The 13,054-nt window shown below is 63.5% G+C and carries 14 protein-coding genes; 9 read left to right on the top strand and 5 right to left on the bottom strand.

Features of this window, described 5'->3' with window-relative positions; genetic code table 11:
• Positions 1-48: 48 nt before the first annotated feature.
• The 3 genes from LU682_RS26280 to LU682_RS26270 form a co-directional block, all read right to left on the bottom strand.
• Positions 49-1,404 carry a DUF3426 domain-containing protein gene (locus LU682_RS26280; RefSeq protein ID WP_060495267.1) on the bottom strand — a complete coding sequence of 452 codons (1,356 nt, stop codon included), beginning with the start codon at positions 1,402-1,404 and terminating at the stop codon, positions 49-51.
• A 42-nt stretch (positions 1,405-1,446) separates the two neighbouring features.
• A complete protein-coding gene (gene prmA, locus LU682_RS26275) occupies positions 1,447-2,325 on the bottom strand; it encodes a 50S ribosomal protein L11 methyltransferase (RefSeq protein ID WP_010955429.1) in 879 nt (292 codons plus the stop codon).
• Between the two features lie 117 nt (positions 2,326-2,442).
• A complete protein-coding gene (locus tag LU682_RS26270) occupies positions 2,443-2,898 on the bottom strand; it encodes a MaoC family dehydratase (protein ID WP_010955428.1) in 456 nt (151 codons plus the stop codon).
• 143 nt (positions 2,899-3,041) lie between these two features.
• Here LU682_RS26270 and LU682_RS26265 point away from each other — a divergent pair, with 143 nt between their 5' ends.
• The 3 genes from LU682_RS26265 to LU682_RS26255 are packed head-to-tail and all read left to right on the top strand — an operon-like array spanning position 3,042 to position 4,717.
• Positions 3,042-3,404, top strand: coding sequence for a CidA/LrgA family protein (locus LU682_RS26265; protein WP_049586734.1), 363 nt, complete (start codon positions 3,042-3,044; stop codon positions 3,402-3,404).
• Positions 3,401-4,117 carry an LrgB family protein gene (locus LU682_RS26260; protein ID WP_004576852.1) on the top strand — a complete coding sequence of 239 codons (717 nt, stop codon included), beginning with the start codon at positions 3,401-3,403 and terminating at the stop codon, positions 4,115-4,117. The genes LU682_RS26265 and LU682_RS26260 overlap by 4 nt, the downstream gene beginning before the upstream one ends.
• Before the next feature lie 9 nt (positions 4,118-4,126).
• The gene (locus LU682_RS26255) at positions 4,127-4,717 is read left to right on the top strand and encodes an LON peptidase substrate-binding domain-containing protein (protein WP_049586736.1); all 591 of its coding nucleotides are present in this window, start codon (positions 4,127-4,129) and stop codon (positions 4,715-4,717) included.
• Positions 4,718-4,828: 111 nt separating this feature from the next.
• Here the strand turns inward: LU682_RS26255 and LU682_RS26250 are convergent, their stop codons facing one another.
• Together LU682_RS26250 and LU682_RS26245 are read right to left on the bottom strand one after the other, a co-directional pair.
• Positions 4,829-6,145: a bifunctional DedA family/phosphatase PAP2 family protein gene (locus tag LU682_RS26250; RefSeq protein WP_010955425.1), complete on the bottom strand. Its 1,317-nt coding sequence runs from the start codon at positions 6,143-6,145 to the stop codon at positions 4,829-4,831.
• 2 nt (positions 6,146-6,147) lie between these two features.
• Positions 6,148-6,816, bottom strand: coding sequence for a DNA-3-methyladenine glycosylase (locus LU682_RS26245; protein WP_010955424.1), 669 nt, complete (start codon positions 6,814-6,816; stop codon positions 6,148-6,150).
• Positions 6,817-7,121: 305 nt separating this feature from the next.
• On the opposite strand from LU682_RS26245, the gene LU682_RS26240 reads away from it, so the two are divergent.
• From LU682_RS26240 to rodA, 6 genes are read left to right on the top strand one after another with little or no spacing between them, the layout of a single operon-like run.
• A complete protein-coding gene (locus LU682_RS26240) occupies positions 7,122-8,393 on the top strand; it encodes a glutamate-5-semialdehyde dehydrogenase (protein ID WP_004576854.1) in 1,272 nt (423 codons plus the stop codon).
• Entirely contained in the window at positions 8,362-9,054 is a 693-nt protein-coding gene (gene nadD, locus LU682_RS26235) for a nicotinate-nucleotide adenylyltransferase (RefSeq protein ID WP_010955423.1), read from the top strand. Before LU682_RS26240 ends, nadD begins: the two co-directional genes overlap by 32 nt.
• Positions 9,055-9,097: 43 nt before the next feature.
• The gene (gene rsfS, locus LU682_RS26230) at positions 9,098-9,517 is read left to right on the top strand and encodes a ribosome silencing factor (RefSeq protein ID WP_009685825.1); all 420 of its coding nucleotides are present in this window, start codon (positions 9,098-9,100) and stop codon (positions 9,515-9,517) included.
• 10 nt (positions 9,518-9,527) lie between these two features.
• Entirely contained in the window at positions 9,528-9,995 is a 468-nt protein-coding gene (gene rlmH / locus LU682_RS26225) for a 23S rRNA (pseudouridine(1915)-N(3))-methyltransferase RlmH (protein WP_003249722.1), read from the top strand.
• A 16-nt stretch (positions 9,996-10,011) separates the two neighbouring features.
• The gene (gene mrdA, locus LU682_RS26220; protein ID WP_010955422.1) at positions 10,012-11,901 is read left to right on the top strand and encodes a penicillin-binding protein 2; all 1,890 of its coding nucleotides are present in this window, start codon (positions 10,012-10,014) and stop codon (positions 11,899-11,901) included.
• A gap of 38 nt (positions 11,902-11,939) precedes the next feature.
• Complete coding sequence (rodA, locus tag LU682_RS26215; RefSeq protein ID WP_003249727.1) at positions 11,940-13,043, top strand: rod shape-determining protein RodA; 1,104 nt, start codon at positions 11,940-11,942, stop codon at positions 13,041-13,043.
• The last annotated feature ends 11 nt before the right edge of the window (positions 13,044-13,054 follow it).

Genomic DNA, 13,054 nt, shown 5'->3' with positions numbered 1-13,054 from the left:
CGCGGTTGGGGCTTCTTGTCTTGTCGCTCGCTGCTGGCCGCTTGTCGCCTACTCTGGCGAACGGAAGCTCAGGCTGTAATTCACGGCCTTCGGGCCAGGGTCGAGGATGTCCAGGGCAATGTGGATTGGCGTCTGGCTGGGCATTTCACCGCGCCCTGCCAGTTCGCCCGACAGGTACTCGCTGGGCTTGAAGCGACGGCTGGCGATCAGTTGGCCATTGAGGTCGGCGAAGCGCAGCTCCAGCAACGGGAATGGCTGGGCGAACGGCGCGCGGTTGTAGATGATCGCGTCGACAATCAGCGCGCCCTTGAAGTCCGGGTGGCTGCGTACCACCAGATTGCTGCTCTTGATGCGTGCAATATCGACGCGGGTAGGCACCTGGCAACCGACCATCGGGCAGATCTGCTGGAAAATCGGCCGATACTGGTCCTGCCGGGCCATTTCGTCGAAGTGGAACCACACGTACTGGAACGCGAGCAGGCCGGCAGCCAGCAGGGTCAGAAAGCCCCACAGCAGGCGCTTGCCCCAGTTGGGTGCGGGTTTTTCCCAGCCTAGCTGCAATGGGTCGTCGACCACATCGACCAGCGGCTCCTTGCGCGAGGGGCGCTCGGATTTGCCGGCAAGGCCTGGTTCCAGGCGCTCTCCGGGCAGCGGCTCTACGGGCTCGTCGTCATGCGCCGACAGGCGCAGCGCCAGTGGCTCGTCGTCGCGGGCGCTCAGGCCCGTTTCCGGGGTTTCGTCATCGCTGATGCGCAGCGGTTCGCTGAATGCGGGCTGGTCATCGCGTTCGGCCGCACCGTGCACGGGGGGCTCGCCATCGATGTCCAGGTCAAGGTTGCTGCCCAGGGTAGGCTCGGTGCGTTCGCCGGGTGCAGGCTCCAGGTCGAGCTCCAAAGGTTCCGGTTCCAGCAGCACCGGGGTAGGCTCTGCCGGTTCCTGCGGCACGTAGGGCTCATCGGTAGCCGTGCCGAAAAGGTCTTCTGCGTGCTCGTGCGGGTGAAGTTCATCGCGCCGTGCCTGCAGCTTGTCATCCTGGCTGGCCGGGTGGGTCGGGGCCGGTTGGCCGCGACGCTCCAGGCGCTCCAGTTCCTTGTCGAGGTCGAGCTCGTCCAGCGCCTGGGCAGTCAGCGCCCAGTCCTGGTCAGGTGGGGTGCCGCGTACGCTGGTGGCAGGCTCTTGCGCCGGCTCGGCCAGCGGCTCGGCAGGCACTGCAGGTACCGGTGCCGGCACCACGGGGGCGCTGGTGGTGGCGGCGCGGTTTTGCTCCAGCAGCTGCTTGGCGGCATTGAATACCTGCAGGCAGTGACCGCAGCGCACCACGCCACGGGCCACGCCCAACTGGTGGTGGGTGACGCGAAAGCTGGTCTGGCAATGCGGGCACTGGGTGACGAAACTGTCGGTCATGCGGCGATCCGGGAGCTGTGCAGAAAAGTATTCTAGGCCCGCTTAGCGACGCCGACCACTGATGCGCACCCAGCCGTCGCGCACGACGATCGGGTCCAGTTCAAAGTCGGCGGCATAAGCGGCGGCCACGTCTTCACCTTGCTCGGCGAGGATGCCCGAAAGCGCCAGCAGGCCACCTGGGCGAACCAGGCCGGACAACTGTGGCGCCAGCGACACCAGCGGGCCGGCGAGGATGTTGGCAACCAGCACGTCGGCCTGCATCGCCGGCATGTGCTCGGGCAGGTACAGCGCCAGTTTCTCGTCGGCAATGCCGTTGCGTTGGGCGTTGTCGCGCGAAGCCTCGATGGCTTGCACGTCGATGTCGGTGCCTACCGCTTCGCGGGCGCCCAGCAGCAGCGCAGCGATGGCCAGGATGCCCGAACCGCAGCCAAAGTCCAGCACCTGGGTGCCTTCAAGCTGCTGGCCGTCGAGCCATTCCAGGCACAGGGCCGTGGTGGGGTGAGTGCCGGTGCCAAAGGCCAGGCCCGGGTCGAGCAGCAGGTTCACGGCGTCCTTTTCCGGGGCATCGTGCCAGCTGGGCACGATCCACAGGCGGCGGCCGAAGCGCATCGGCTGGAAGTTGTCCATCCAGCTGCGTTCCCAGTCCTGGTCCTCGATCACCTCGGCCTGGTGCTCGGGCAGCTCGGCGCCGGTCAGCAGGCGCAGGTGGGCGAACACCTGTTCAGGGTCGGCATTGGCCTCGAACAGCGCCAGCAGGTGAGTGTGCGACCACAGCGGGGTGGTGTTGAGGTCGGGTTCGAAGATCGGTTGATCTTCGGCATCCATGAATGTGACCGAGACGGCGCCTACTTCAAGCAGCGCATCTTCATAGGTTTCGGCTTGTTCCGGGCTGATGGCCAGGCGTACTTGCAGCCAGGGCATGGCGGGCACCTTTGATAAATCGACAGGGGCAGCCCTAGGCTGCGCGAAGGCTGGCAGTTTACGCGAGTGCGGGGGATTTGTGGATCGGGGGCTGCACAGCAGCTCCCCGGGCATGTATCAGACAAAACAGAGCGACAGCGACTCGGCTATATAAGCAGGCTTCTCTTCACCCTCAATCTCCAGCGTGGCAATCGCCTTGAGTAGCCACTGCCCCGGCTTTTTCTCCACCACCTCGCCCAGCTTTACCTTCAGCCGAACCCGGCTGTCGACCTTGACCGGCTGAATGAAGCGCACGCTGTCCAGCCCGTAGTTCACCACCATCTTCAGTCCTTGCGGCAGGACGAGGATGTCCTCGATCAGCTTGGGGATCAGCGACAAGGTCAGGAAACCATGGGCGATCGTGCCGCCAAACGGGGTTTTTGCCGCCTTCTCAGGGTCGACATGGATGAACTGGAAATCGCCGGTCGCCTCGGCGAACAGGTTGATGCGCTGCTGGTCGATCTTCAACCACTCCGAGTGGCCCAGCTCCTTGCCAACGTACTGCGAAAGCTCTGTAACCGGTACATGGGGCATCGCGGACTCTCCGGGTTGTCAGTTGGTACGAAAGTACAAGATCAGCACGGCGAACCGTTTCAGTCAAGTTGCCCGCTTTTCGGCGAATATCGGTCTACAGCCGAGCGTGCTTATAATGGCGGCCATGCCCGAGGGAGATGCTTATGCTGTTGCGTGGTTTGACCTGGCTGGTACTGTTCCAGCTGCTGGGGACGGCGATCAATCACCTGTTCGTGCCGTTTTTACCCGGGCCGATCATCGGCCTGTTGTTGCTGCTGCTCTTCCTCATGGCCCGCGGTGAGGTCGGCAAGCCGCTGAACGAGGCCGCAAGCAGCTTGCTGCGCTATCTCCCGCTGCTGCTGGTGCCGCCGGCAGTCGGGGTGATGGTATATGCCAAGGACATTGCCGCCGACTTCTGGGCGATTGCCGGGGCCTTGCTGATCTCCTGTCTGGTGACCCTGGTGTTCGTCGGTGTGCTGATGCAAAAGCTCATCCAGCGCCAGGGCAAGCGTGAGGAGCAGCCATGATGCTCGATTGGCAGGGCGCGCTCGATGCGGTCATTCATCACCCATTGTTCGGTATCGGCATCACGCTGGGGGCCTATCAGGTAGTGCTGGCAGCCTACGAGAAAACCCGCTGGATCTTCCTGCAACCTGTATTGGTATCGATGCTGCTGGTGATCGGTGTGTTGCTGCTGTGCGGCATCGATTACAGCGAGTACCGCAAAAGCACCGAAATCATGAACATCCTGCTGGGGCCCGCTACGGTGGCCCTGGCTGTGCCGCTCTATCTTAACCTGCGGCGGATCCGCCAGCTGTTCTGGCCTACATTTACTACGCTGGTAGTCGGAGGCCTGTTCGCCACGCTCTGCTGCCTGGTGCTGGGTTGGTGGTTCGGTGCCGAGCACATGATCCTGATGACCATGGCGCCGAAGTCCGTCACCTCGCCGATCGCCATGCTGGTGGCTGAGCAGATTGGTGGCGTGGCGGCCCTGGCAGCGGTGTTCGTGTTGATTACCGGGGTGATCGGGGCGATCTTCGGCCCGGCGTTGCTGAGCCGCTTCGGCGTGCACAGCCCTGAGGCGCGCGGCATGTCGCTGGGCGTGACCGCACACGCAGTGGGCACTTCGGTGGCCCTGCAGGAAAGTGACGAATGCGGCGCCTTTGCCGCGCTGGCGATGAGCCTGATGGGAGTGGCTACAGCGGTGTTCCTGCCGCTGGCGGTCAGCCTGGTGGCTTGAGGAATTGTGATGACGCTACCGCTGTTTCCGCTCAATACCGTGCTGTTTCCTGGCTGCTTTCTCGATTTGCAGATTTTCGAGGCGCGCTACCTGGACATGATCGGGCGCTGCATGAAGCAGGGCGAAGGGTTTGGTGTGGTGTGCATCCTTGAGGGCGATCAAGTCGGCAAGGCGCCGCCGGTGGTCGCCTCGATCGGCTGTGAAGCGGTGATCCGCGACTTCGTGCAGCAGGATAACGGCTTGCTGGGTATCCGCGTCGAGGGCGTGCGGCGCTTCAATCTGGAAAGCTCCGAGGTGCAGAAGGACCAGTTGCTGGTGGGCCAGGTGCAATGGCTGCCGGAGCAGGCCGACAGCCCGTTGCTGGAGGCCGATGACGACCTATTGGCGCTGCTGGTGGCCCTGGGTGAGCACCCCATGGTCGAAGCGCTGGGCATGCCGCGGCCGGTGGACGGGCGTCAGGCGCTGGCCAATCAGCTGGCGTACCTGTTGCCGTTCATGGAAGAGGACAAGCTGGACCTGCTGACCCTCGATTCGCCACAGCAGCGGCTGGGCGAGATCCAGAAGCTGCTGGAGCGGATTCAGGGGGAGTTGTTCGCCTGATGGTTCTGTATTGCCTGTGCCGGCCTATTCGCGGGTAAACCCGCTCCTACGATAAGCGCGATCCCGTGCGTAGGAGCGGGTTTACCCGCGAATAGGCCGGCACAGGCAACATCAATATTGATACCTGACCAACGCCTGCGGCAACGCATGCATGGCGAAGAACGCCAGCAGCGCCACGCATGCCGGCAACACCAGCCACCACACCCGCAGCGGCAGGGCTGGCAGGGTCTGCTGGCGTTGCACCAATGTCAGGCTGAGTGCGCACACGCAACAGGCCAGCAGGGCCCCGGCCAGGATATCGGTTGGCCAGTGCGCCCCCAGGTACACCCGCGACAGGGCAATCGCCAGCGCCGGAATGCACCCCAGCATCACCCAGGTCAGGCGCATGCGTGGTGGCTGCCCACGCCCCGCCAGTACGGCCATGACCAGGAAGAACGCGAACGATGCCGAGCTGTGCCCGCTGGGCATGCTGTAGCTGGTCAGTGGGTCGGTCAGTACTTCCGGCCTGGCCCGGGCAAATAGCCATTTCAGTGTGCCGTTGGCGATCGCCGTGCCCATCAACGCGCCCGCCGCGAAAAATGCGTGTCGCCACTGACGGGCAAGCAGCAGCAGGCCGGTCAGCAGGGCGCCGAGGAACAACTGGGTGCGGAAATCGCCTAGCCGTGTCACCAGCACCACGGTGCCGTCGATGGCCTGGCTGCGATGCTCCTGGACCAGTGTCATCACGCCTTGGTCGAACTCATGGAAGTAGGGCCAGCCGAGGAATACACCGGCCAGGGCGATGAAGCTGAGCGCGGCAACCAGCCGGGTGCCGTGGCGCTGGTCACGCAGGCTGGTATTGAGGCTCAGGCCGATCAGCACCGCGAGGGCGCCGGCTATGATCCCGGCGTCCAGCCAGAAGCCTTCCGGCAGGGGCAGGCGCATGGCGGCGCCGGTGGCCCAGCCGGGCAGCAGGTAGGCGACCGACCAGCCGGCGCCCGCCAGCAGGCTGACGGCGATGAAGCGCGGCAGGGGCATGTCGAACATGCCGGCGACCATTGGCAGCATCGGCCGCAGCGGGCCGATGAAGCGGCCTACCAGCAGGCTGGCGATGCCATAACGCTGGAAGTAGCTTTCGGCGCTGCCGATCCATTCCGGATGGTGGCGTAGCAGCGGCAGCCGGCGAATGTTCTGGTGGAAGTACTTGCCCACTGCGTAAGACATGGCGTCGCCCAGCAGGCCGCCGAGAAAGCCGAGGAGCAGCGTTTCGCCCAGGCTGAACGTGCCGTTACCGGCCAGTACCGCAACGGCGAACAGCAGTACGGTGCCCGGCACGATAATGCCGGCGATGGCCAGGCATTCGATGCAGGCCACCAGGAAAATCGCCAGGCCAAGCCACTGCGGGTTGGCGCTGAGCCAGCCGGTCAGGCTGTCGAGCCATTGGCCCATGTTCAGCTTCCTTGTTCGAGAATGAAGAAATCACGGCCTTCGACTTGGCCGCGACGTAACGGGTTCCGTGTGCAGAAACGGGCGTATTCGGCATCGACGAAGCGGTACGGCAGGTGCTCGTCGCGCCCGTGCGGGATGCCCAGGCGAGCGGCCTGGATCACCCGGGGCACGGCGTTGCCGCAGTCCTCGACGTACAGGCGTTCGGCGTCGAAACGCTGGGCGTCCCAATGCGGCACTTTCAGGCCCAGGGCCCGGCATAGCAGGGTCTGGCCGGCGCACAGGCGCTCTTGCGGGCGGATATTGCCGCTTGCATCGGGGTTGTTCAATTGCATCTGCGCCAGGCTGTCGGGCCCCGAGAGGGTGTCCTGCCAAGGATAGGCAGACTTGATCAGCACCGCGTTGCCCGGCCCGTGGGCGCTGAAGTTCAGCGAATCGCCGCCGCGGGCGTAGTACATGTAGATGTGCCCCCCATCCAGGAATAGCGCCTTGCGTTTTTCGGTGTAGCCGAGCGAAGCGTGGCTACCTTTGTCGGAAAGGTAGTAGGCCTCGGTCTCGATGATCCGCGCGGCCAGCCACAGGTCGCCGTGGCGGTGACGGATGACCTTGCCCAGCAGGGCCTTGGCCAGGGTCTGGGCGTCGCGGTCGAAAAAGCTGTCGGGCAGGGCTGGCATGCGGGGCAGTTCGTGGCTGGAGAGGCGGGGATGATAGCAATGAATGGCTTAATCGAGGCTGAATTGGACGGTGATGTTGGCAGTGCCGGCCCTTTCGCGGGTAAACCCGCTCCTACACAAATCCCAGTGGGAGCGGGCGCGCCCGCTAAAGGGCCGCGACAGGAGATGGAAATCTCGATAACCCCGGTTACATCTTTCCTACACATTGCCCCATCCATTTTCTACCATCCGCCACCCGCCGCTGGGCGTACACCTGCGCGGCAGTTATAATCAGCCGATTTCCCCTTCGCCAAGACACCGAACCCATGACTGAGTCCGTTCTTGACTATATGACCCGTTTGGGTCGCGCTGCCCGTGAGGCTTCCCGGGTGATTGGCCGTGCCAGCACCGCGCAGAAGAACCGCGCCCTGCAAGCCGCCGCCGACGCGCTGGATGCTGCCCGTGCCGAGCTCACCGCTGCCAACGAGCTGGACCTGGCCGCCGGCCGCGCCAGTGGCCTGGAGCCCGCACTGCTCGATCGTCTGGCGCTGACCCCGGCGCGTATCGACGGCATGATCACCGGCTTGCGCCAGGTGGCCAGCCTGCCGGACCCAGTCGGTGCCATCCGCGACATGAGCTACCGTCCATCGGGCATTCAGGTAGGCAAGATGCGTACCCCGCTGGGGGTGATCGGGATCATCTATGAATCGCGTCCGAACGTGACCATTGATGCCGCCAGCCTGTGCCTCAAGTCGGGCAATGCAACCATCCTGCGTGGCGGTTCCGAAGCCATCCACTCCAACCGCGCCATTGCCACCTGCATTCAGCGTGGCCTGGCCGAAGCCGGCCTGCCGGCGGCGGTGGTGCAGGTGGTCGAAACCACCGACCGCGAAGCCGTGGGCGCGCTGATCAGCATGCCGGAATTCGTCGATGTCATCGTGCCGCGCGGAGGCCGTGGCCTGATCGAGCGCATCAGCCGCGATGCCCGCGTGCCGGTGATCAAGCACCTGGACGGCATCTGCCACATCTATGTCAGCCAGCATGCCGACCTGGACAAGGCCTGGAATGTGGCTTTCAACGCCAAGACCTACCGCTACGGCATCTGCGGTGCCATGGAAACGCTGCTGGTCGACCAACAAGTGGCTGAGCGCTTCCTGCCAGAAATGGCCCGCCGCTTCGTGGAGAAGGGCGTGGAGCTGCGCGGTTGCGAGCGTACCCAGGCTATCATCAGCGCCAAACCGGCCACCGAAGCCGACTGGCACACGGAATACCTCGATGCGATCCTGTCGATTCGCGTGGTCGACGGCCTGAACCAGGCCATCGAGCACATCAACCACTATGGCTCGCACCACACCGACTCGATCATCAGCGAACACCAGGGTGAAGCCCGTCAGTTCATGGCTGAGGTCGATTCGGCGTCGGTCATGCTCAACACCCCGACCTGCTTTGCCGATGGCTTCGAGTACGGCCTGGGTGCGGAAATCGGTATTTCCACCGACAAGCTGCATGCCCGCGGCCCTGTCGGCCTGGAAGGCCTGACCTGCGAGAAGTATGTGGTGATCGGCGATGGCCAGTTGCGCGGCCAGGGGTCCTGCTGAGTTGAGCAAGGCCCAGGCAGTCCGGCGTATCGGCATTCTAGGTGGTACCTTCGACCCCGTGCATATCGGCCACTTGCGCAGCGCGCTGGAAGTGGCCGAGTTCATGGGGCTGGATGAGCTACGCCTGTTGCCCAATGCCCGGCCGCCGCACCGCGACACGCCACAGGTGGCCGCGCAGGATCGCCTGGCGATGGTCCGTGAAGCGGTGCAGGGCGTCGCTTGCCTGAGCGTCGATGCCCGCGAGCTGGAACGTGACAAGCCGTCGTACACCATCGATACGCTGGAATCGATCCGCGCCGAACTGTCCGGCCACGACCAGCTGTTCCTGGTGCTGGGTTGGGATGCCTTCTGTGGCCTGCCCGCCTGGCATCGCTGGGAAGAATTGCTGCAACACTGTCACATCCTGGTACTGCAACGTCCGGATGCCGACGTAGAACCCCCTGACGAGTTGCGCAACCTGTTGGCTGCGCGCTCGGAGAGCGATCCCACCGCCATGTCCGGCCCGGCGGGAAATATTTCGTTCGTCTGGCAGACGCCGCTTGCGGTGTCGGCTACACAGATCCGACAGCTGCTGGCCAGCGGCAAATCGGTGAGGTTCCTGGTGCCGGACGCCGTACTGGCCTATATCGAGGCGCACGAACTATATCGTGCGCCCAACTGACGGTGCCTCTGGCGCCTCATCCAACGAGTTGAACGAGTTTTATATGACCAAGCAGAAAATTTACGGCGAAGAACTGGTCGCAGTGACCAAGGCAGCGCTGGAAGACGTCAAGGCCCAGGACATCCAGGTCATCGACGTGCGCGAGAAGCACAGCCTGACCGACTACATGATCATTGCCACCGGTACCTCCAACCGCCAGATCAACGCGATGGCCGAAAAGGTCCGTGAAGCAGTCAAGGCCAAGGGCGCCCAGCCACTGGGTGAAGAAGGCAAGGGCGACAGCGACTGGGTGCTGCTGGACCTGAACGACGTCATCGTGCACATGATGACCGCCGCTGCCCGCCAGTTCTACGACCTTGAGCGTCTGTGGCAGGGTGCCGAGCAAAGCCGTGCCGCCGATGGCAAGCACCACAGCCCGGACCATGCCCACGAGTACTCCGACAAGCTCAAAGACCGCGAATAAGGAAAGCGCTGTGCGTCTGCGCCTGATTGCGGTCGGCTCGCGCATGCCGAAGTGGGTCGAGGAAGGCTGGCATGAATATGCCAAGCGCCTGCCCGCCGAGCTGTCGCTGGAGCTGGTGGAAATCCCGCTGAATACCCGTGGCAAGAATGCCGACGTCGCCCGCCTGATCCGTCAGGAGGGCGAAGCCATGCTGAGCAAAGTGCAGCCTGGGGAACGCATTGTCACCCTCGAGGTCCATGGCAAGCCATGGAGTACCGAGCAGCTGGCGACCGAGCTGGACCGCTGGCGCCTGGATGCGCGCACGGTGAATTTGATGGTGGGCGGCCCGGAGGGCCTGGCGCCTGAGGTTTGCGCGCGCGCCGAGCAACGTTGGTCGCTGTCGCCGCTGACTTTGCCGCACCCGTTGGTAAGGATACTCATCGGCGAGCAGATCTACCGCGCCTGGACCGTGTTGTCCGGGCACCCTTACCACAAATGAGCCTGTAAGCAGTCCGATGTCGCAGCCGATCCGTCTCAAGGACCACGAGAAAGACGCCCGCCTGGTGCGCAAACGCGTCGTGGTCGGCGCAGTCGCGATCATGCTGCTTGTGTGCGTGTTGATCGCACGGCTGTACTACCTGCAGATCATCCAGTACGACTACCACTCCACGCTGTCGGAGAACAACCGGGTGCATGTGCAGCCGATCCCGCCGACCCGCGGGCTGATCTTCGACCGCAACGGGGTGATCGTTGCCGACAACCGCCCCAGCTTCAGCCTGTCGATGACCCGCGAACGTGCGGGTAACTGGCAGGAAGTGCTGGATACCATCGTCGAAGTGCTGGACCTCACCGCTGACGACCGTGCCCTGTTCGAGAAGCGCATGCGCCAGGGCCGCCGGCCATTCGAGCCGGTGCCGATCCTGTTCGAGCTCAACGAAGAGCAGATCGCCCGCGTGGCGGTAAACCAGTTCCGCCTGCCGGGTGTCGAGGTGGTGGCACAGCTGGTGCGGCATTACCCGCAGGGTGCGCATTTCGCCCATTCGGTGGGTTATGTCGGGCGGATCAACGAGAAAGAGCTGAAAACGCTCGACCCGGTGAACTACAGCGGTACCCACCATATCGGCAAGACCGGCATCGAGCGCTTCTACGAGGCCGCCCTGCACGGTCAGGTGGGTTACGAGGAAGTCGAGACCAACGCCCGTGGCCGGGTGTTGCGGGTGCTCAAGCGCACCGATCCGAAGCCGGGCAAGGACATTGTGCTGAGCCTGGACATCAAGCTGCAGGAGGCCGCTGAAGCCGCCCTGGGAGGCCGGCGTGGTGCAGTGGTTGCGCTCGACCCGCGAACCGGCGAGGTGCTGGCGATGGTGAGTCAGCCTAGCTTCGACCCCAACCTGTTCGTCACCGGCATCAGCTTCAAGGCCTATGCCGAGTTGCGCGATTCGATCGATCGGCCGCTGTTCAACCGCGTGCTGCGTGGCTTGTACCCGCCGGGGTCGACCATCAAGCCGGCGGTGGCTATTGCCGGTCTGGACAGTGGCGTCGTGAATGCCAGCAGCAGGGTGTTCGACCCTGGCTACTACCAGCTGCCCAACTACGACCATAAATACCGTAACTGGAACCGCTCCGGGGATGGCTGGGTCGACCTGGACACCGCCATCATGCGCTCGAACGACACCTACTTCTATGACCTTGCGCACAAGATGGGCATCGATCGCTTGTCCAGCTACATGAACAAGTTCGGTATCGGCCAGCGGGTTTCCCTCGACATGTTCGAGGAGTCTGCCGGGTTGATGCCGTCGCGCGAATGGAAGCGTGCCACCCGTCGCCAGGCCTGGTTCCCTGGCGAAACCCTGATTCTCGGCATCGGCCAGGGCTATATGCAGGCCACGCCGCTGCAACTGGCCCAGGCCACTGCACTGATCGCCAACAAAGGTGTGTGGAACCGCCCGCACCTGGCCAAGACCATCGAAGGCTTGCCGCCGGTAGACGACAACCCCATGGAAGACATCGTACTGCGTGACAAGTCCGACTGGGCCAAGGTCACCCATGGCATGGAACAGGTGATGCACAACGCCCGCGGTACCGCGCGCAAGGCAGCTGCCGGAGCCCAGTACCGCATTGCCGGCAAGAGCGGTACCGCCCAGGTGGTGGCGATCAAGCAGGGCGAGAAGTACGATCGCAACAAACTCCAGGAGCGCCACCGCGACCATGCCCTGTTCGTCGCGTTTGCCCCAGCCGAAGCCCCGAAAATCGTGGTTTCGGTGATGGTCGAGAACGGTGAGTCCGGCTCGGGTGTCGCCGCTCCGGTGGTACGCCAGATCATGGACGCCTGGCTGCTCGACGAAAATGGCCGGCTCAAACCCGAGTTCGCGCCCGCCACCGTTACCCAGGAATCGGCCCTGTGATGAACAATTTCGATCGCATGCTCTCCAGCGAGGATGTGATGCGTCGGCGTGCGAGCTTTCTGCAACGCATCCATATCGACGGCCCCTTGCTGATCATTCTGCTGACCCTTGCAGCCGGCAGCCTGTTCGTACTGTATTCGGCCAGTGGCAAGAACTGGGACCTGCTGCTCAAGCAAGCCACCTCGTTTGGCATCGGTCTGGTGTCGATGTTCGTCATCGCCCAGCTGGAGCCGCGCTTCATGGCGCGTTGGGTGCCATTGGCCTACCTGGCCGGGGTGCTGTTGCTGGTAGTAGTGGACGTGATGGGCCACAACGCCATGGGGGCCACACGCTGGATCAACATTCCTGGGGTGATCCGCTTCCAGCCCTCGGAATTCATGAAGATCATCATGCCGGCGACCATCGCCTGGTACCTGTCAAAGCGCACCTTGCCGCCCCATTTGAAGCACGTGGCGATCAGCCTGGTGCTGATCGGCGTGCCGTTCATGCTGATCGTACGTCAGCCCGACCTGGGGACCGCGCTGCTGATCCTGGCCTCTGGTGCCTTCGTGCTGTTCATGGGCGGCTTGCGCTGGCGCTGGATCCTCAGCGTGCTGGCGGCAGCCGTGCCAGTCGCGGTGGCAATGTGGTTCTTCGTCATGCACGACTACCAGAAGCAGCGGGTATTGACCTTCCTCGACCCTGAAAGCGACCCGTTGGGCACCGGTTGGAACATCATCCAGTCCAAGGCGGCGATCGGCTCGGGCGGGGTGTTTGGCAAAGGCTGGCTGCTTGGCACGCAGTCGCACCTGGACTTTTTGCCGGAAAGCCACACCGACTTCATCATCGCCGTGCTCGGCGAGGAATTCGGCCTGGTAGGCATCTGCCTGCTGCTGATTGTCTACCTGCTGCTGATCGGCCGTGGCCTGGTGATCACCGCCCAGGCGCAGACCCTGTTCGGCAAGCTGCTTGCGGGCAGCCTGACCATGACTTTTTTTGTATACGTGTTCGTCAATATCGGAATGGTAAGCGGCCTTCTGCCCGTGGTGGGCGTGCCGTTACCTTTCATCAGCTATGGCGGAACATCGTTGGTGACGCTGCTGTCAGCGTTTGGCGTTTTGATGTCGATCCATACGCACCGCAAATGGATCGCGCAGGTTTGAATAAGGTGAAC

It is taken from the genome of Pseudomonas alloputida, assembly GCF_021283545.2.
Classification (GTDB): Bacteria; Pseudomonadota; Gammaproteobacteria; order Pseudomonadales; family Pseudomonadaceae; genus Aquipseudomonas; species Aquipseudomonas alloputida.
This window is presented reverse-complemented; position numbering and strand designations above follow the sequence as displayed.